Here is an 18,955-nt window from a genome sequence, read left to right on the forward strand (position 1 = left end):
ACGCAACACCGCGCCCACCAGCCCGTTGCGCCGCGCACCTGTCCCGGACCCACTTGCCCGATTGCCCTGCATGCCCGCTTCCGCTCCCGCCAGTTCTGCCGTCATTGCCGCCATTGAAGTCCTTCAGTTGTCCAAACATGTTGCCGATGTGGCCGCTCCATCCGGTCGCCTGACCATCCTGAGCGACATCGATTTTACCGTGGCCGCCGCAACCACGGTGGCCATCGTCGGCGCTTCCGGTTCCGGCAAGTCGACCCTGCTGGGCCTGCTGGCTGGACTGGATACGCCCAGCGCAGGTTCCGTACGCCTCGATGGCGAAGACATCTACGCCCTCGATGAAGATGGCCGGGCGCTGTTGAGGAAGCGCAAACTGGGCTTCGTGTTTCAGTCCTTCCAGCTGCTAGGACACCTCAATGCCCTGGAAAACGTGATGCTGCCGCTGGAACTGCGCGGTGACAACCAGGCGCGGGCCAAGGCGCAAGAGATGCTGGGTCGCGTGGGCCTGGGCAGCCGCCTGAAGCATTATCCCAAATACCTCTCCGGCGGCGAGCAGCAGCGCGTGGCGCTGGCACGCGCCTTTGTGACCGAACCGCCCCTGCTGTTTGCCGATGAACCGACCGGCAGCCTCGATGCGGCTACCGGCGAATCGGTCATTCAGCTGATGTTTGAACTGAACCGCGAGCGCGGCTCCACGCTGGTGCTGGTGACCCATGACCCCGGCATTGCCGCCCGTTGCGAGCGCACCCTGACCATTGCCGCCGGGCGGCTGGTGCAGGACTGATTAGACGGACTCCATCGGATCGGCCGGCGGCAGCGGGTGCGCGCGCTTGTGTTCGATGTAGGCGATGCCGATCCCGCTGGCGCAGATGATGGCGATGCCCAGGACCGTGATCTGGTCCGGGAACTGCCCGAAGACCAGCCACCCCATGCCGCAGGCCGAGATGATCTGGGCATAGAAGAAGGGCGTCAGCACCGAGGCTTCGGCATGCCGGTAGGCCGAGTTCTGCAGGAAGTGGCCGATGGTGCTGGTGATGCCGGTGGAGACCAGGATCGCCAGTTCCACCATCGTGGGCGCATGACTGGTCCAGAAGAAGGGCACCAGCAGCGTCGAGACGATGCTGCCCACCAGCGCGCCATAAAACAGCGTCACCATCGGGTTATCGGCCTGGCTGGCCTTGCGGTTGAGGATGGACAGCATGGCCTGGGTGAAGGCCGAGACCAGGCCCAGCGCCACGCCATAGGGCGGGATGTCGCCACTGGGGCGAATCACGATGAGCATGCCCGTAAATCCGATCAATACCGCAATCCAGCGCGACAGATAGCTGCGTTCGCCCAGCAGCCACGGCGAGATGGCCAGCACGATCAGCGGTGCGCAAAAATTCATGGCCGTGCCCTCGGCCAATGGCACGATCTTCAGTACCGAAAAGAAAATCAGCGTCGACGCCAGCAGCAGCGCACCCCGTCCCAATTGCAGTCCGAGCCGGTTGGACTGCAGGATGCTGCGCCCGTGACGGCGCCGGTACAAGGGCGCCAGCGTGGCCGCCATGAAGAACAGATTGATGGTGTAGCGCATCCAGGCAATCATCACCACGTGATACCCCGCCAGGGCCAGCAGCTTGCCGGCGGTATCGAGCAGTGACAGTGTCCACAGCCCCGAAATCAGGAACAGGATACCCAGCTTATGGCTGGGGGCGATGCGTGGGTAGGGCAGGACGGCGCTGGACATGGTCTCGGAGAATCTGGTTGAAGACGGCACGGATGGCCGGGATGAATTCACTGGCGGTCAGCCCCACCGGTCCCTGTCCTGCCGCCACCAACTGGTCGGCGGCGGCGCCGTGGATCCAGGTGGCGGCCAGGGCGGCCGACGCGGTCGGCCAGCCCTGCGCCAGCAAGGCCCCGCACAATCCCGAGAGCACGTCGCCGGTACCGGCGGTGGACAGCGCCGGATTGCCGCTGGGGTTGATGGCGATCTCGCCATCGGGGAAGGCGATGACCGTGCCCGCCCCCTTGAGCACGGTGATGGCATTGAACTGCCGGGCCAGCAGCCGCGCCGCCTGCGGGCGGTCCTGCTGGATCTGCTGGGTGGTGCTGTCGAGCAGGCGGGCGGCCTCCAGTGGATGGGGCGTGATGATGCTGCACGGCTGCGTACCGCGCTGGCTGCGGCGGTGCAGCTTGTGCTGCAGCGTGGGCTCGGCCGAGATCAGATTGAGGGCATCGGCATCGACGACGATATCGGCTTCGCTGTCGAGGGCGCGCGCCAGGATGTCATGCGCATGGCGCGAGGTGCCCATGCCGGGGCCGACTACCAGGGCCGCGCTGGCGCCGAATTCCACCCGGTCGGCCAGGCGGAACATCAGTTCGGGGTGCTTGTCGTCATAGGCCGGTCCCTCGTCCACGAAGGCCACATAGACCCGTCCGGCCCCGCCAAAAGCTGCCGTGCGCGCCGCCAGTACCGGCGCACCGGCCATGCCGCGCGCACCGCCCACCACGATCACATCGCCATAGCTGCCTTTGTGGCTGTTGTTGGCGCGCGGCTTGAGCGCGGTGGCAAAACTTTGCGGACCATTGAGGAAGGCGCGCGCCGGGGGTAGCAGCGCCGCGTCGATGTCCAGTGGCTCGACCACGATCTGGCCGCTGTGGTCACTGCCGTCACAGGTATGCAGACCGGGCTTGTCGCCGATGAAGCTCAGGGTATGCGTGGCCTGGACGGCCACGCCCTCGCGGCCGCCCACGATGCTGCCGGTGTCGGCATTGAGTCCGCTGGGGACATCGATGGACAGCACCGGGCAGCGCAAGCTGTTGACGTACTCGATGATGGGGCGCAAGGCTGGTCCGGGCGGACGCGCCAGGCCGATGCCGAACAGCCCGTCGATCACCAGGGCCCAGGAGTGCGCCCGCAGCGGCGCATCGCCATGGCCTTCGATGAACTGGATTTCCGCTTCGCGGGCACGCGCCAACGCCCGGCGCGCATCGGCGGGCTGGCGGCTTTCGTCGGCATGCAGCTGCACGCTCACTTCGATGCCGGCTTCTTCCAGCAGGCAGGCCGCTTCCAGCGCATCGCCACCATTGTTGCCGGGCCCGGCCAGGATCAGCACCGCCGGCGAAGAGGCCGTGGCCGAACACAGCAACTGCTGGGCTTGCTCGGCAATGGCGGCGCCGGCGCGCTGCATCAGGGTGTAAGGGGGCAGGGCGGACAGGGCCGCTTGTTCAACCTGGCGGATCTCGGCAACGGTATGGAGCGCGCTCATGATCGGGGTGGCGGGGACGTTGAGTGGATGGGCGTCAGTGCAGCGAGAAGACCGCTGGAACACCGCGCAAGGTCGGCGCTGGAGAGCCAAGTGCAGAAAAATTCACACGCTCAGGCGCTGGTTACGCGGGTGCTTGATTTTAAGTGAATTGTTCTGTCCGTGCAGGCCCTTGCGCGATCTTTATCGATGAAAAGAAGGCACGCGACCAGGGCCGCAGCAGACGGCAGAGACAGCCTGCTCAGGCCAGTACGTCGCGCGGCAGCAAGCCCTCGGCGGCAATCTCGGTCTGGTCGCCGCTGACCAGGTCAGCCAGCAGGCGCGCCGAACCCACGCTGGCGGCCCAGCCGGTGGCACCATGGCCGACGTTGACGAAGACATTGCCATGCCGGGTCGGCCCGACCACGGGCAGGCCGTGCGGCAAGAGCGCCATGGTATTGCTCCAGAAATGCGCCTGGTTGTAGTTGGCCGCATTGGGGTAATAGTCGCCGGCGATCTTGAGCAGGTTGCGCAGGGCCTTGGGCGGCAGGGTCTGACCCGGCGGCACGAAGCCCAGCAGGCCGCTGATGCGGATGCGTCCGCCCAGGCGTGTCATGGCGACCTTGTAGCTGTCGTCATAGAGCGCCATGCTGGGGGCATCATCCGGATTCTTGACCGGCACCAGCGCCGAATAGCTTTGTACCGCCCGCAGCGGCAGGGCGGTATCAAGCGGGCGCAAGAGCTCGGCACTGGACATGCCGGCGGCCACCACCACGGCATCGACCCGCATCTGCGAGGCCAGATGGGGCGAGTTCACGCTCAGCGCCAGGCGGCCACCGAATTCGGCGTCGATGGCCGTCACGGTGGAGTCGAAATGGAAACTCACCCCCAGCTCCTGGGCCGCATTGCGCATCTGCTTGGCAAAGAGCACGCAGTTGCCGGCCATGTCCTCAGGATAGTAGAGCGCGCCGGAGAGTGTCGCTTCCGAGGAAAAGGCCGGTTCCAGCGCGCGGATGCCGGCGGCGTCCAGCGCCTGGTGCTTGAACTCGCATTCTTGCGCGGCTTGCTGCAAATGCGTCATGCGCGCCGCCTCGGAGGGATGGCGGAAGAGGTGGAAGACGCCCTGGCCGTTTTCATTGTCCAGGTTGTGGTGGGCCTGCAATTGCAGCACCAGGCTCTGGCCGTAGGCCGACAGGCGCGTCAGGCGCAGCTTGTTCTGGGCAAAGTGGTGGTGCTGGGCCTGGCGCGTGGCGCGCATCCAGCGCCGACGACCGAAATCGGCACCGGGGGCCAGCAGCACGCGTGGCTCATCGCGGAAGCGGCAGGCGAAGGTTGCCATGGCACCCGGCAAGGTCAGCGGCATGGCCGCGCCCGGGGCCAGCAGGCCGGCGTCACCGAAGGTGGCTTCCTCGGCCACATGCGCACGGCGTTCGATGACGGCCACTTCATAGCCCTTCGCGGCCAGGAAGTAGGCGCTGCAAATCCCTGAAAGTCCCCCGCCGATGATGGCGATCTGTCGTTGTGTACTGTTCACTCTATTCGTCTTGGAAGCGGTCTGGCCGCTGTGGTCATGGGCATCGGGCAGTGGCTCGGGCGCCTCTTGCACCTGCTCTGGCAGGGGCCGATGCGGGCCGAATGATACCGCGAAATATCGCTGTCGTTTGGATATTGCCGCAGTGCTACATATCGACCTGCCACCGACTGAAGCGAACTGCTCTCCAGAGGGACAACGCTCGGTGCTGCGGCTGCGATGACAACAGGCCCCGGTCAAGTGCGTCAATCCCCACCAAAGGGCAGGCCAGGCCATCCATCTTGCCCCTACAGGCCGCTACAGGCCGCCACAGGCAGGCTTGCGGGCCGGCTCGCTTTGCACGGGACTTGGCGCGGTGTCCACGGTATAATGCCGGCTTTGCCAGCAAACGCGCGCACGATCCATCATCTCGCCAGTCTCCGACCTGCACGATTTTTCCTTGTGCAATGCGTCATTCGGGGCGGCCGGTGTCGGTGGACCGGTCACTGCCGCGATGCTGCGACGGTTTTCCCGATTCAAGCTAACTGCCTCGACCTCGCCATGCTGATCCTGCCGGGCTCCAATGCCCTTTCCGCTTTCCGTACCCAACGCCTTCTGAGCCAATTGCAAGCCGTGGATGCCGCCATCACCGGCGTGTGCGGCCGCTACCTGCATTTCGTCGACGCCAAGGCCCTGACGCAAGAGGATGAGGCCCGCCTCAACGGCCTGCTGACCTATGGCGACCCCTTCAACGGCAGCGACGAGGGCGATGCCTTCGTGGTGATTCCGCGTTTCGGCACCATCTCGCCCTGGGCCAGCAAGGCCACCGACATCGTGCGCAATTGCGGTATGGGTCACATCCACCGCGTGGAGCGCGGCATCATCTTCCGCGTGCAGGTCAAGACGGGCCTGTTGGGCGGAGCCAAGAAGCTCAATGAAGCCAGCATTGCGGCCGTGGCCGCGCTGCTGCATGACCGCATGACCGAGACCGTGCTGCGTGATCCGCAGGACGCTGCCGGCTTGTTCACGGAGCTGCAAGCCAGGCCGCTGGAGTCGGTCGACGTGATCGGCGGCGGCCGTGCCGCGCTGGAACGCGCCAACACCGAACTGGGCCTGGCCCTGTCGGATGATGAGATCGATTACCTGGTGGACGCCTTCACCAAGGCCCAGCGCAACCCCACCGACGTCGAACTGATGATGTTCGCCCAGGCCAACAGCGAACACTGCCGCCACAAGATCTTCAACGCCGACTGGACCATCGATGGTGAGAAGCAGGACAAGTCGCTCTTCGGCATGATCAAGAACACCCACCAGCTGGCGCCCAAGGGCACCGTGGTGGCCTATTCTGATAACTCCTCCATCATCGAGGGAGCCACCGTCTCGCGCTTCTACCAGCGCGGCGCTACCAAGGGCAACGTCTATGAAGCCTCCGACGAGCTGACCCACATCCTGATGAAGGTGGAAACCCACAATCACCCGACCGCGATTTCCCCCTTCCCGGGCGCTTCCACCGGCGCTGGCGGCGAGATCCGCGATGAAGGCGCGACCGGCCGTGGCTCCAAGCCCAAGGCCGGCCTGACTGGCTTCACCGTCTCCAACCTGATGGTCACCCACGCCGTGCAACCCTGGGAAAACGCCCGTGACGTGGCCCAGCCGGTGGTGCAGCGCGATGAGCACGCCCAGGGCGGCATCTACGGCAAGCCCGAGCGCATTGCCTCGCCCTTGCAGATCATGATCGACGGCCCGCTCGGTGGCGCCGCCTTCAACAATGAATTCGGCCGTCCCAACCTGGGCGGTTACTTCCGCACCTACGAGCAGAACGTGGGCGGCCAGGTCATGGGCTATCACAAGCCCATCATGATTGCCGGCGGCATGGGCAACATCTCGGCCAAGCACACCAAGAAGAACGACCTGCCGGTGGGCAGCCTGCTGATCCAGCTGGGCGGCCCCGGCATGCGCATCGGCATGGGCGGCGGCGCTGCCTCCTCGATGGCCACCGGCGTGAACACCGCTGACCTGGACTTCGATTCGGTCCAGCGTGGCAACCCGGAAATGGAGCGCCGCGCTCAGGAAGTCATCAACGCCTGCTGGGCGCTGGGTGACGACAACCCCATCCAGTCCATCCACGACGTGGGTGCGGGCGGCCTCTCCAACGCCTTCCCGGAAATCACCAACGACGCCAAGCGCGGCGCCATCTTCGATTTGCGCCGTGTGCCGCTGGAAGAAAGCGGCCTGGCCCCGCGCGAGATCTGGAGCAATGAATCCCAGGAGCGCTACGTGCTGGCCATCCTGCCGGAACACCTGGAACTGTTCCAGTACCTGTGCGAACGCGAGCGCGCACCCTTCGCCGTGGTCGGTACCGCCACCGAAGAACGCCAGCTGAAGGTGATCGACCCCGAGCACAACAACAACCCGGTCGACATGCCCATGGACGTGCTGCTGGGCAAGCCGCCCAAGATGCACCGTGACGTGCAGCACGTGCAAAAGCAGTTGCCGCCGGTGGACCTGACCGGCATGGACCTGGTGGAGGTGGCCCAGCGCGTGCTGCGCCTGCCGGCCGTGGCCGACAAGTCTTTCCTGATTACCATCGGTGACCGCAGCGTCGGCGCCATGACCGTGCGCGACCAGATGGTCGGTCCCTGGCAGGTGCCGGTGGCCGACGTGGCCGTGACCGCCATGGGTCTGGAAGGCTATCTGGGCGAAGCCATGGCCATGGGCGAGCGCACCCCGCTGGCGGTGATCGATGCCCCGGCCTCGGGCCGCATGGCCGTCGGTGAAGCCATCACCAACATTGCTGCCGCACCGATTGCCGAAATCGGCGACATCAAGCTCTCGGCCAACTGGATGGCGGCCTGCGGCCAGCCTGGCCAGGATGCCGCGCTGTTCGATACCGTCAAGGCCGTGGGCATGGAACTGTGCCCGGCGCTGGGCATGTCGATCCCCGTCGGCAAGGATTCCCTGTCCATGCGCAGCACCTGGAGCGATGAAGAGGGTGCCAAGTCGGTGACTTCGCCGGTCTCGCTGATCGTTTCCGGTTTCGCACCGGTGACCGACGTGCGCCGCGTGCTGACCCCGCAACTGCGCAAGGACAAGGGCGACACTGTCCTCATCCTGATCGACCTGGGCCGTGGCAAGAACCGCATGGGTGCCTCGGCGCTCACGCAAGTGATGCAGCAGATCGGCAACGAGACCCCCGATGTGGATAGCGCCGAAGACCTGAAGGCCTTCTTCAACGCCATTCAGCAACTCAACACCGAAGACCGCCTGCTGGCCTACCATGACCGCTCCGATGGTGGCCTGTATGCGACCCTGGCCGAAATGGCCTTTGCAGGTCATACCGGCATCTCGGTCAACCTCGACATCCTGACCATGGAAGCCGAGCACGCCGCCGACTGGGGCGATTCCAAGAACTGGACCACGCAAGTGGCCGAGCGCCGCAATGAGCTGACCCTGCGCGCGCTGTTCAGCGAAGAGCTGGGCGCCGTGATCCAGGTCCCGGCCGAGCAGAAGTCGGAGGTCATGAACGTGCTGCGCAGCTACAACCTGGGCGCGTGCAGCCACATCATCGGCAAGCCCAATGACCGCGACGTGATCGAATTCATGCGCGATGCCAAGAACATCTACAGCCAGCCGCGCGCCGAGCTGCATCGCGTCTGGAGCGAGACCAGCTGGCGCATCGCCCGTCTGCGCGACAACCCGGCCTGCGCCGATGCCGAATACGATCGCCTGCTGGATGCAGCCGATCCCGGCATGACGCCCAAGCTGACGTTCGATCCGCAGGAAGACATCGCCGCACCCTACCTGTCGCTGGGCGCAGCCGCCCGTCCCAAGGTCGCCATCCTGCGCGAGCAGGGCGTGAACTCGCACATCGAGACCGCCTATGCCATGCACAAGGCCGGCTTCACCGCCGTGGACGTGCACATGAGCGACCTCATCGCCAATCGCGCCAAGCTGGATGACTTCAAGGGCTTCATCGCCGTGGGCGGTTTCTCCTACGGTGACGTGCTGGGCGCTGGCGAAGGCTGGGCCAAGACCATCCTGTTCAACGCGCAGCTGGCCGAACAGTTCTCGCGCTTCTTCCAGCGCCAGGACACCTTCTCGCTGGGTATCTGCAACGGTTGCCAGATGATGAGCAATCTGAAGTCCATGATCCCGGGCGCCGAAGCCTGGCCCAAGTTCACCCGCAACAAGTCCGAGCAGTTCGAGGCGCGTTTCGTGATGGTGGAAGTGGCCGATTCGCCGTCCATCTTCATGCAGGGCATGGCCGGTACCCAGGCACCGATTGCCACCGCCCACGGAGAAGGTTTTGCCGACTTCTCCCAGACCGGTGACATCGACCGTGCCATCATCGCCATGCGCTACGTCGACCATCGCGGCGCGGCCACCGAAGCCTATCCGTTCAACCCCAACGGTTCGCCCCAGGGCATCACCTCGGTGACCACCCCGGATGGTCGCTTCACGGTCCTGATGCCGCACGCCGAACGCGTCTTCCGCACCGTGACCCAGTCCTGGCACCCGGAGTCGTGGGGCGAGGATTCGCCATGGATGCGCATGTTCCGCAATGCCCGCAAGTGGGTGGGTTGAGCCTGAAATGGCTTGAGATGAAGTTTCCTGTTTCGATTGCCCGCTACGGCGGGTACTCGGGCAGGGGCTGAAAAAGCCAGGTGAAAAAAAACGCAGTTCCGAAAGGAACTGCGTTTTTTTTTCTGCAGTCGTTCCGGACTCGTTCCGGACTCGCTCAGCGCCAGCCAAAAAACAACATGCCCGGTCAGGAAACCTGGCCGGGCATGCGGGAGAGCGGGCCAAGAGGAGTGCCGTGCGGGCCTTCCTCTTCGACGATCCGGGCGCGAGGCTTACTGCACCTTGGCCTTGGCGCGCAGTTGTTCCTGGTAGGCCTGCAGCTTCTTCTGTTGCAGGGCTTCAGCGATCTGCGGCTTGACTTCTTCCAGGGTCGGGACCTTGGCCGGACGCACGTCTTCCAGCTGGATCACGTGCCAGCCGAACTGGGTCTGTACCGGCGTCTGGGTGATTTCACCCTTCTTCAGGGCGACCATGGCGTCGGAGAAAGGCTTGACGAAGGAAGCCGGGGTAGCCCAGTCCAGATCGCCGCCGTTGGCTGCCGAACCGGTGTCCTTGGATTGCTTGGCCAGGTCTTCGAACTTGGTACCGGCCTTGAGCTTGGCGATGATGGCTTCGGCGTCTTCCTTCTTGTCCACCAGGATGTGGCGGGCGTGGTATTCCTTGTCGCCGGCCTGGGCCTTGAACTTGTCGTATTCAGCCTTGATGTCGGCGTCCGAGACCGGGTTCTTCTTCAGGTAGTCGGCGATCAGGGCGCGGATCACGATGGACTGGCGGGCCAGTTCCAGCTGGTTCTTGACGTCGGTGCTGTTGGACAGGCCCTGCTTGTCGGCTTCCTGCATCAGGATTTCACGGTTGATCAGCTCTTCCTTGATGGCACCGCGCAGCTGCGGGCTGTCGGGCTGGCCTTGCGCAGTCATCTGCTTGACCATCAGATCGGCGCGGGAAGAGGGGATCGCCTTGCCGTTCACGACGGCGAGGTTTTGTGCGAAGGCCGGGATGGAAGCGATAGCGAACAGCAGCACCAGCAGACGAGCGGGTTTGAATGTCATTGTTGAATCCTAGAAAATAAAGGAAAGAATCAAAACGGAGAAGAAAAACAGGAGGGGCTGGATAAGCAGGTGTCGGTCTTTGTTCTTGGTCTCAGTTCGTTGCCTCTGACGGGGAGAGCGCCACTATGGCCAGCGCATGAATCTCCTGCTGCATCAGGTCGGACAGGCAATCATACACCAGCCGATGACGGTTCAAACGATTTTTGCCTTCGAACAGATTGGAAACCAGGCGGATCCTGTAATGTCCTCCGCCAGAGGCGGCACCGGCATGTCCTGCATGCAGCGCCGACTCATCCTCTACCAGACAGACCGAGGGCGAGAAAGTTGCAGTCAGGCGCTCGGTCATGCGCGCCACACGGGTATCGGCGGCGCTCATTGCTCATCCTTCATGTACTTGGAGAGGAACAGGCTCTGGCCGATGATGAAGGCAAACATCAGGCCCATGCTGCCGAACATCTTGAAGTTGACCCAGGTATCGAGCGAGTAATTGAAGGCGATATACAGGTTCAGCACGCCCATGACCGCAAAGAAGACCATCCAGGCCAGGTTCAGGCGCGGCCAGATGGGTTCGGGCAGGGTGACCTGCTTTTCCATCATGACGCGGATCAGGTTCTTCTTCATGAACAGCTGCGACACCAGCAAGGCCAGGCCGAAGGCCCAGTAGAGGATGGTCGGCTTCCACTTGATGAAGGTGTCGTCACGGAAATAGATGGTGGCCCCGCCAAAGACCACGATGATGGCCAGGGACACCCACAACATGCCATCGACCTTGCGCCGGCGCAACAGCAGCCAGCCGATCTGGCCCAGCGAGGCGACGATGGCCACCGCCGTCGACAGCAGGATGGGCGCCTGGGTGGCGGTGACGGCGCCGGCCGACATGGCCCCGCCGAGGTATTGCATCACCAGATCCTGGGCAGCCGAGGGATGGCCTTCGGCCCATTTGAAGACGCCGAAAAACAGGATGACGGGGAACAGGTCGAACAGGAACTTCATCGCTTGGGCTTCTTCAGTATGTCAAAAAATCGTTGGAGGGCCGGCTTACGCCGGGTCGAAGCGCAGCGAAGCCGAATTGATGCAGTAGCGCAGTCCGGTCGGCGGCGGGCCGTCGGGGAAGACATGGCCCAGATGGGCGTCGCAGACGTTGCAGATGATCTCGGTGCGAATCATGCCATAACTGCGGTCCACTTTCTCGCGTACGTTGGCCGGATCGATGGGTTCGAAGTAGCTGGGCCAGCCGCAGCCGGAGTCGAACTTGGCGTCCGACGTGAAGAGCGGGGTGTCGCAACAGACGCAGGTATAGATGCCGGCTTCATGGTGATCCCAGTAGCGGCCGGTGAAGGCGCGCTCGGTGGCGGCTTCGCGGGTGACCTGATATTCCATCGGGTCCAGTTGGTCGCGCCATTGCGCTTCGGTCTTTTCTACACGTTTGTTCATGCTTGACTCCTTGGGGATGACGGACGGCGGGCAACGGCGGCCCGCTCAGGAAGAAAGTTTCAGAAGTGCCAAAAGTCAGGCCGGTCTCAGGAAGAGCAACTCACCTCCAGATGGCTGGCCCAGTCCGGCGGCAGGTCGGCATAGCGGTCGAATTCGGGTTGCTCGTCGAAGGGATGGCGCAGGATCTGCTGCAGGCGCGCCACTTCGCTGAAGTCTTTCTGTTGCGCCTTGTCGATGGCGACCTGGGCGAGGTAATTGCGTAGCACGTATTTGGGGTTGACCGCCTGCATTGCAAGCCGGCGGGCCTCGTCGTCGCTATCCTCGGCGCGCAGGCGCTGGCGGTATTGCGCGGCCCAGGCATCAAAGGCGGGGCGGTCGAGGATGAGATCGCGCAGCGGCTCGTCCTGCTCGGGATTGCCGATGCGCAAGTCGCCCAGGCGACGGAAGAACAGGGTGAAATCGACGTGGTTGGCTTGCAGAATGGCAAACAGGGCCTGGATCAGTTGATCGTCATCGGGCTGGCGTGTGTTCAGGCCCAGCTTGGCATGCAGCAGCGCGTCGTGGCGGGCCTGGAAGATCGCCTCGTAATCGGCCAGCGCCGCCTCGGTCTGCTCCACCGAGCCGATCAGCGGCAGCATGGCCTGGCCCAGCGCGAAGCAGTTCCACTGGCCGATGCGCGGCTGCATCTGGTAGCTGTAGCGGCCCTGGCTGTCGGTATGGTTGCAGATGTGGCGTGCGTCGAAGGCTTCCATGAAGCCGAAGGGGCCGTAATCCAGCGTCAGGCCGAGGATGGACATGTTGTCCGTATTCATCACGCCGTGCATGAAGCCCACCGCCTGCCATTGCGCCATCAGGGTGGCGGTGCGGCGGGTGACTTCCCTGAGCAGGGCCTGATACGGGTTCGCTTCGGTCAGCAGCTGCGGATAGAACTGTTCCAGCACGGTATCGGCCAGGATCTTCAAGTCATCGAAGCGCTGGTTGTAGTACCAGTGTTCGAAGGAGCCGAAGCGGATGAAGCTGGGCGCCATGCGGGTGACGACGGCGGCGGTTTCCGGCGTTTCGCGCAGCACGCGCTGGTCCGAGCCGATCACGGTCAGGGCGCGGGTGGTCGGGATACCGAGCGCGGCCATGGCCTCCGAGCAGAGGAACTCACGGATCGAGGAGCGCAGCACGGCGCGGCCATCGCCCATGCGCGAATAGGGCGTCTGGCCGGCCCCCTTGAGTTGCAGCTCGATGCGGCCCTGGCCGTCGGCCGCCGGCAGGTCGCCCAGGGTGATGGCACGGCCATCTCCCAACTGGCCCGCCCAGACACCGAACTGATGCCCGGAATAGACCGCCGACAGCGGCAAGGAACCCGGTGCGATCCGGTTGCCGGCAAAGACGTCGAGGAAGCTGTCATCCTCGTGAGCCGGTCGCGACAGTCCCACAGTGGCCGCTGCGGCCTCGCTGAAGCCGACCAGGTAGGGCGCGGGCAAGGGGGTGGGCTGCAGCCGGGTATGGAAAGCCGGCGGCAGTGCGGCGAAACGGTTCTCGAAGACGGGAAGCGGATAGGGTTGCGTCATGGTCAGCCTGTGGCGCGCGGCCCGAACCGGGCCGCAATCCGCTATTTTGACAGAGAAGCGCGAATCCCATAGGATCGCTCCACTTTTGCGTGCGGCCGGGCTTGGCCGGGCGCGGCAAGCTTTTCTTCCTCTTTGACACGACATCCCGGCAAGGCTGGTACTTTGGAATTCGCGCTGATCACCTTCCTCAACGGCCTGGGCTACGGCTTTTTGCTGTTCCTGCTGTCCTCGGGCCTGACCCTCATCTACAGCATGATGGGCGTGCCCAACTTCGCCCACGCCAGTTTCTACATGCTGGGCGCCTACGTGGCCTATGCGCTGGCCGGGGTCCTGGGATTCTGGTGGGCGCTGCTGCTGGCGCCGCTGCTCGTGGGCGTGGCCGGGGCGCTGGTGGAGCATTACGGCCTGCGCATCGTGCATCGCTACGGGCATGTGCCGGAATTGTTGTTCACCTTCGGCCTGTCCTATCTGGTGGTGGAACTGGTGCAGCTGGTGTGGGGACGCTCACCCGTGCCTTATCGCATTCCGCCCGAGCTGGACGGCACGCTCTTTACGCTCTATTCGACTGCCTTCCCGGTCTATCGCGGCTTCATGCTGCTGGTGGCGGCGCTCATGCTGCTGGCCTTGTGGCTGTTGCTGCGCCATACCCGCATCGGACTGGTGATCCAGGCCGCGCTGACCCATCCGCAGATGGTCGAGGCGCTGGGCCACAACGTGCCGCGCGTGTTCATGCTGGTCTTTGGCGGTGGCTGCGCACTGGCCGCGCTGGCCGGGGTCATCGGCGGCAATGCTTTCGTCACCGAACCGGGCATGGCTGCCTCGGTGGGCAGCATCATCTTCGTGGTGGTGGTGGTCGGCGGCCTGGGCTCGCTGGCCGGAGCATTCATCACTTCGCTGCTGATCGGCATGATGCAGACCTTTGCGGTGGCGCTGGATATCTCCCTGGCCAGCCTGGGCGTGCAGGTGCCGGCGGGCAGTGCCCTGGCACCGCTGGTGCGGCTGACGCTGGCACAGGTGGCGCCGGTGCTGCCCTATCTGCTGCTGGTGGCCATGCTGATCGTGCGGCCCAAGGGTCTCATGGGCCGGCGGGAGGGCTGAACGATGCGATCAAGCCTGCTTGCCTGGCTTTTGTTTGCCCTGGTGCTGCTGGCCGCCCCCCTGGTGTTCCCGCAGAGCGCGGCCTTGTCGCTGCTGTCGCAGATGGGCACGATGGTGCTGCTCTGTCTGTCCTGCAACATGCTCCTCGGTGAGGGCGGCATGCTCTCCTTTGGTCATGCGGTGTATTCCGGGCTCGGCGCCTTCGGCGCCATTGACCTCATGAATCGCATGGACGCTGGCGCGCTGGCCTTCCCGGTGACGCTGGTGCCGCTCGCAGGCGGCCTGACCGGGGCGCTCTGTGCGGTGGTTCTGGGTTATCTCACCACGCGTCGCGCCGGTACCACCTTCGCCATGATCACGCTGGGGCTGGTGGAGCTGGTCTCGGCCAGCGTACTGATGTTGCCGGAGGTCTTTGGCGGCGAGGGCGGGATTTCGGGAAACCGTGTCATCGGCCAGCCCGTGCTGGGCATCAGCTACGGACCCCAAATCCAGGTGTATTACCTGATCGCCGGCTGGCTGCTGGTCTGCGCCATTGCCATCTACGCCCTGCGTCATACGCCCCTGGGCCGCATCCTCAACGCCGTGCGCGACAATCCCGAGCGCGCCGCCTTCCTCGGCTACGATCCGCAGCGGGTGCGCTACCTGGCGTTGATCCTGTCGGCCTTCTTTGCGGGTGTCTCGGGCGGGCTCTCGGCCATCAACTTTGAAATCGTCAGTGCCGAATACGTGGGCGCGCTGCGTTCCGGCACCATCCTGCTGTTCACCTTCATTGGCGGCACCGCCTATTTTTACGGCCCCATCCTGGGGGGCGTGGTGGGGGTGCTGTTTTCTTCCTGGCTGTCGACCTTCACGCAGGCCTGGCAGTTCTACCTCGGCGCTTTCTTCATCCTGATCGTGATGACGGCGCCGGGCGGACTGGCCAGCCTGATCGACCGCAGCTGGCGCCTGCTGCGCGGCGGTGGCCTGGATGCCCGGCAGGCGTGGCGCCTGGGCTTGTGGCTGGCTGCAGCACTGTGCACGCTGGCCGGCGTGATCCTGGCTACCGAGATGGCTTACCAGGCCAGCCTGGGCAGCCTGGCCGACACAGGCGAGGGCGCTGCACCGCTGCTGCTCTGGGGCTGCGCCATCGACGTGCATGCGGCCCGACCCTGGATCATCGCCATGGCACTGATCGGCGTGGGCAGCGCGGGCTTGCTGGCCTGGCATCGCAAGGGGAGGACATGATGACGACATCTTCCCCGCTGGTGCTGCAGGGCATCCATAAAGCCTTTGGCCGCAGCGAGATTCTGCGCGGTGTCGACCTGCAATTGCAGCCTGGCGAGCGCTGCGCCCTGATCGGTCCCAATGGCGCGGGCAAGTCCAGTCTCTTTCATGTCATCTCGGGCCGCTATCGGGCCGATAGCGGCCGTGTGCTGCTGCACGGGCGCGACGTCACGCGCGAGCCGCCCCAGCGCATCCACCGCCTGGGGCTGGCACGCAGCTTCCAGATCACCAGTCTGTTCCCGCGCCTGAGCGCCTTTGAGAACGTGCGCTGTGCGCTGCTGTGGACGCTGGGTTACCGCTATGCCTTCTGGCGCCGCATCGGCCAGTTGCGCGATGCCAGCGCGCGCGCGCTGGCGGTGCTGGAACAGGTTGGTCTGGCAGCGCGCGCCGAGGTGGCGGCGGGCGAATTGAGCTACGCCGAACAGCGCGCGCTGGAACTGGCCGTGACCATGGCTGCGGATGCCTCCGTCATCCTGCTCGACGAACCCACCGCCGGCATGAGCCGCGCCGAGAGCGCGGCCATGGTGGCGCTGATCCGCGAAGTCACCGTCGGCAAGACCCTGCTGATGGTGGAGCACGACATGCAGGTCGTCTTCGGCCTGGCCGACCGCATCGCCGTCATGGACAACGGTCGCGTGATCGCCTGTGACAGTGCCGAGCGCATCCGCGCCAATGCCGACGTCCAGGCGCTGTACCTGGACCGGAGGCGCCATGGATAAGCGCCATCCCCTGCTCGCAGTGACAGGTTTGCAGGCCTGGTATGGCCAGAGCCATGTATTGCAGGCCATTTCGCTGGAGGTGCAGGCGGGCGAGATCGTCAGCATCCTGGGCCGCAACGGCGCGGGCCGCTCCACCTTGCTCAAGGCCTTGATGGGCCAGGTGCGCAGCAGCGGCGAGATCCTTTTCGAAGGACGTCCGCTGGCCGGACTGCCCACCCATGCCATCGCACGACGCGGCATCGCTTATGTACCGGAAAGTCGTGATGTCTTTCCCACCCTTACCGTGCAGCAGAACCTGCTACTGGGGCGCAAGGGCGGTCGGCCACCGGCCGATGGCTGGCGCGAGCAAGAGGTGCTGGCGCTGTTCCCGGCCCTGGCGCGGCGCCACAAGGTGGCCGCCGGCGCGCTCTCGGGTGGCGAGCAGCAGATGCTGGCGCTGGGCCGGGCGCTCATGGGCAATCCCTTGCTGCTGCTGATCGACGAACCCACCGAAGGGCTGGCGCCGCAGATGGTCGAGCAGGTGGCGCATTGCCTGGAACGGCTGCGCCAGCGCCAGGTGGCGGTGCTGCTGATCGAGCAGAAGCAGGCGCTGGCGCTGGAGATGTCGCAGCGGCTCTATGTGATGGGGCGCGGCGAGATGGTCTTCCATGGCACCCCGGCGCAACTGGCGGCGGACCAGGCGCTGCAGCAGGAATGGCTGGCGCTCTGAGACCAGCGTCGGCAAAACCAGGCAATTCTCGTGCAGTCGCGATGGTCGGGCCGGCGCGGGGCGGACACAATCTGCGCTTGACCTCTTCGGGAGACCGTCATGCTGCTCTGGCCCCTGTTGATTTGCCTCGCCATCCTGGCCGTCTACGCGGCTGACCGCGCCTGGTTGCGTCATGTGCAGCGGCAGGACCTGCCCCTCTACGATCCGCAGGGCTATCTGGAAATGACCGCCCGCATGACCGAACTCTGCCACGGCGACCGTACCCGGGTCGACCAGTTGATCGCGCGCCAGCGGCAGCGCTTTGCGCAGGCCGCGCATGCCGAGCTGGTGCGGCTGGCCATGCGGCAACTGCTGGAGCCGCAAGCGGCGCGGCAATCCTGATCCCGATGGAAGAAAAAAAACGGCGGCGCGCTTGCAGCGGGCCGCCGTTGTCGCTGATGCCTTGATGCTTACTTGTTGACCAGTTTGGCCGGCAGCGTGAGCGTCAGCAGGCCGCCGACGACCAGCGAGGCCGCCAGCACATACATGCCGGCATTGGTGCTCTGGGTGGTGTCCTTGAGCCAGCCCACCAGGAAGGGGCTGACGAAGCCGGCCAGGTTGCCCAGCGAGTTGATCAGCGCGATCCCGGCCGCGGCGGCCGTACCCGACAGGAAGGCCGTCGGCAGGCTCCAGAACAGCGGCAGGGTGGTCAGGATGCCGACGCTGGCCAGGGTCAGCGAGGCCATGGCCAGCGCGGTGTTGTGGCCGTACAGGGTCGACAGCAGCAGGCCGATGCAGCCCGCGAAGGCCGGAATGGCCACGTGCCAGCGACGTTCGCGGCGGGCGTCGGCGCTGCGGGCGATGAGCACCATGGCGGCGGCCGAGAAGGCGTAAGGGATGGCGGTGAGCAAGCCCACGTTGAGAGGATCGCTCACGCCGGTAGCCTTGATGATGGTGGGCAGCCAGAAGCTCACGCCATACAGGCCCATGACGAAGCAGAAGTAGATCAGCGCGCCCAGCCAGACCCGGCCATTGGCGAACATGGCACCCAGAGACAGGTGCTCCTTCTGGCTTTCTTCGTGGCTGATGTTGGTTTCCAGCAGGCGTTTTTCCTCCTCGGTGAGCCATTCGGCATCACGGATGCGATCCTTCATGTAGAGGATGATCAGCACGCCCAGGATCAGCGAAGGAATGGCTTCCAGGATAAACATCCACTGCCAGCCGGTATGACCCCACACGCCCGGCATGGCGTGCATGATCCAGCCCGAGAGCGGGCCACCGATCACGCCCGAGAGTGCGATGCCGGTCATGAACAGTGCGGTGATCTTGCCGCGCCGGGCAGCCGGATACCAGTAGGTCAGATAGAGAATCACGCCAGGGAAGAAGCCGGCCTCGGCCACCCCCAGCAGGAAACGCATGATGTAGAACATCTCCGGCGTGGTGACATAGGCCATGGCGCCGGAGATGATGCCCCAGGTGATCATGATGCGGGCGATCCACAGGCGTGCTCCCACCTTGTGCAGGATCATGTTGCTGGGCACTTCGAAGATGAAGTAGCCCAGGAAGAAAATGCCCGCGCCCAGGCCGTAGACGGTATCGCTGAACTTGAGGTCCTGCAGCATCTGCAGTTTGGCAAAGCCAACGTTGACCCGGTCCAGGTAGGACGCCACATAGCACAGGAACAGCAGCGGCAGCAGCCGCCAGGTGACCTTGCTGTAGGTCGCGTCTTCAAAGGATGTGCCCACGCCGTCGGCGGCGGCACCTGCTTGGTAGCTCATGTCTCACTCCAGAGGTTGTTTGACGTATCGTTGTTGTACGTTGCCGGCT

General features: G+C 64.7%; 16 protein-coding genes. 7 read left to right on the top strand and 9 right to left on the bottom strand.

Annotated features, from left to right (window positions below):
• The first annotated feature begins 70 nt into the window (after nt 1–70).
• On the top strand, nt 71–781 hold the full coding sequence (locus tag GWL_RS07965; RefSeq protein WP_034350281.1) for an ABC transporter ATP-binding protein: 711 nt from the start codon (nt 71–73) through the stop codon (nt 779–781).
• Here GWL_RS07965 and GWL_RS07970 read toward each other — a convergent pair whose 3' ends face one another.
• From GWL_RS07970 to GWL_RS07980, 3 genes are all read right to left on the bottom strand, one after another.
• Nucleotides 782–1,726 carry a DMT family transporter gene (locus tag GWL_RS07970; RefSeq protein WP_008328555.1) on the bottom strand — a complete coding sequence of 315 codons (945 nt, stop codon included), beginning with the start codon at nt 1,724–1,726 and terminating at the stop codon, nt 782–784.
• The gene (locus tag GWL_RS07975; protein ID WP_008328558.1) at nt 1,680–3,248 is read right to left on the bottom strand and encodes a bifunctional ADP-dependent NAD(P)H-hydrate dehydratase/NAD(P)H-hydrate epimerase; all 1,569 of its coding nucleotides are present in this window, start codon (nt 3,246–3,248) and stop codon (nt 1,680–1,682) included. The genes GWL_RS07970 and GWL_RS07975 overlap by 47 nt, the downstream gene beginning before the upstream one ends.
• Before the next feature lie 238 nt (nt 3,249–3,486).
• A complete protein-coding gene (locus GWL_RS07980; protein WP_008328559.1) occupies nt 3,487–4,758 on the bottom strand; it encodes an FAD-dependent oxidoreductase in 1,272 nt (423 codons plus the stop codon).
• Between the two features lie 537 nt (nt 4,759–5,295).
• On the opposite strand from GWL_RS07980, the gene purL reads away from it, so the two are divergent.
• Nucleotides 5,296–9,318: a phosphoribosylformylglycinamidine synthase gene (gene purL / locus GWL_RS07985; protein ID WP_008328561.1), complete on the top strand. Its 4,023-nt coding sequence runs from the start codon at nt 5,296–5,298 to the stop codon at nt 9,316–9,318.
• Between the two features lie 269 nt (nt 9,319–9,587).
• Here the strand turns inward: purL and GWL_RS07990 are convergent, their stop codons facing one another.
• The 5 genes from GWL_RS07990 to GWL_RS08010 all read right to left on the bottom strand — a co-directional run bounded on the left by GWL_RS07990 (nt 9,588) and on the right by GWL_RS08010 (nt 13,360).
• On the bottom strand, nt 9,588–10,364 hold the full coding sequence (locus tag GWL_RS07990; RefSeq protein WP_008328562.1) for a peptidylprolyl isomerase: 777 nt from the start codon (nt 10,362–10,364) through the stop codon (nt 9,588–9,590).
• Between the two features lie 91 nt (nt 10,365–10,455).
• Complete coding sequence (locus GWL_RS07995) at nt 10,456–10,740, bottom strand: BolA family transcriptional regulator (protein WP_008328564.1); 285 nt, start codon at nt 10,738–10,740, stop codon at nt 10,456–10,458.
• Nucleotides 10,737–11,357, bottom strand: a complete 621-nt coding sequence (locus tag GWL_RS08000; RefSeq protein WP_008328574.1) for a septation protein A — start codon at nt 11,355–11,357, stop codon at nt 10,737–10,739. The genes GWL_RS07995 and GWL_RS08000 overlap by 4 nt, the downstream gene beginning before the upstream one ends.
• Nucleotides 11,358–11,402: 45 nt before the next feature.
• Entirely contained in the window at nt 11,403–11,798 is a 396-nt protein-coding gene (gene msrB, locus GWL_RS08005; protein WP_008328575.1) for a peptide-methionine (R)-S-oxide reductase MsrB, read from the bottom strand.
• Between the two features lie 86 nt (nt 11,799–11,884).
• A complete protein-coding gene (locus tag GWL_RS08010; protein ID WP_008328576.1) occupies nt 11,885–13,360 on the bottom strand; it encodes a YdiU family protein in 1,476 nt (491 codons plus the stop codon).
• Nucleotides 13,361–13,522: 162 nt separating this feature from the next.
• On the opposite strand from GWL_RS08010, the gene GWL_RS08015 reads away from it, so the two are divergent.
• From GWL_RS08015 to GWL_RS08035, 5 genes are all read left to right on the top strand, one after another.
• On the top strand, nt 13,523–14,458 hold the full coding sequence (locus GWL_RS08015; protein WP_008328577.1) for a branched-chain amino acid ABC transporter permease: 936 nt from the start codon (nt 13,523–13,525) through the stop codon (nt 14,456–14,458).
• Between the two features lie 3 nt (nt 14,459–14,461).
• Nucleotides 14,462–15,682 carry a branched-chain amino acid ABC transporter permease gene (locus GWL_RS08020; protein ID WP_008328578.1) on the top strand — a complete coding sequence of 407 codons (1,221 nt, stop codon included), beginning with the start codon at nt 14,462–14,464 and terminating at the stop codon, nt 15,680–15,682.
• Nucleotides 15,682–16,440, top strand: coding sequence for an ABC transporter ATP-binding protein (locus tag GWL_RS08025; protein ID WP_008328579.1), 759 nt, complete (start codon nt 15,682–15,684; stop codon nt 16,438–16,440). The genes GWL_RS08020 and GWL_RS08025 overlap by 1 nt, the downstream gene beginning before the upstream one ends.
• Nucleotides 16,433–17,149 carry an ABC transporter ATP-binding protein gene (locus GWL_RS08030; protein WP_008328581.1) on the top strand — a complete coding sequence of 239 codons (717 nt, stop codon included), beginning with the start codon at nt 16,433–16,435 and terminating at the stop codon, nt 17,147–17,149. Before GWL_RS08025 ends, GWL_RS08030 begins: the two co-directional genes overlap by 8 nt.
• Nucleotides 17,150–17,248: 99 nt before the next feature.
• Nucleotides 17,249–17,530, top strand: coding sequence for a hypothetical protein (locus GWL_RS08035; protein WP_008328583.1), 282 nt, complete (start codon nt 17,249–17,251; stop codon nt 17,528–17,530).
• Nucleotides 17,531–17,598: 68 nt separating this feature from the next.
• Here GWL_RS08035 and GWL_RS08040 read toward each other — a convergent pair whose 3' ends face one another.
• Complete coding sequence (locus GWL_RS08040; protein WP_008328587.1) at nt 17,599–18,906, bottom strand: MFS transporter; 1,308 nt, start codon at nt 18,904–18,906, stop codon at nt 17,599–17,601.
• Nucleotides 18,907–18,955 lie beyond the last annotated feature (49 nt).

Origin of the sequence: Herbaspirillum sp. GW103 (genome assembly GCF_000261365.1) — a bacterium.
Taxonomy (GTDB): domain Bacteria; phylum Pseudomonadota; class Gammaproteobacteria; order Burkholderiales; family Burkholderiaceae_D; genus Herbaspirillum.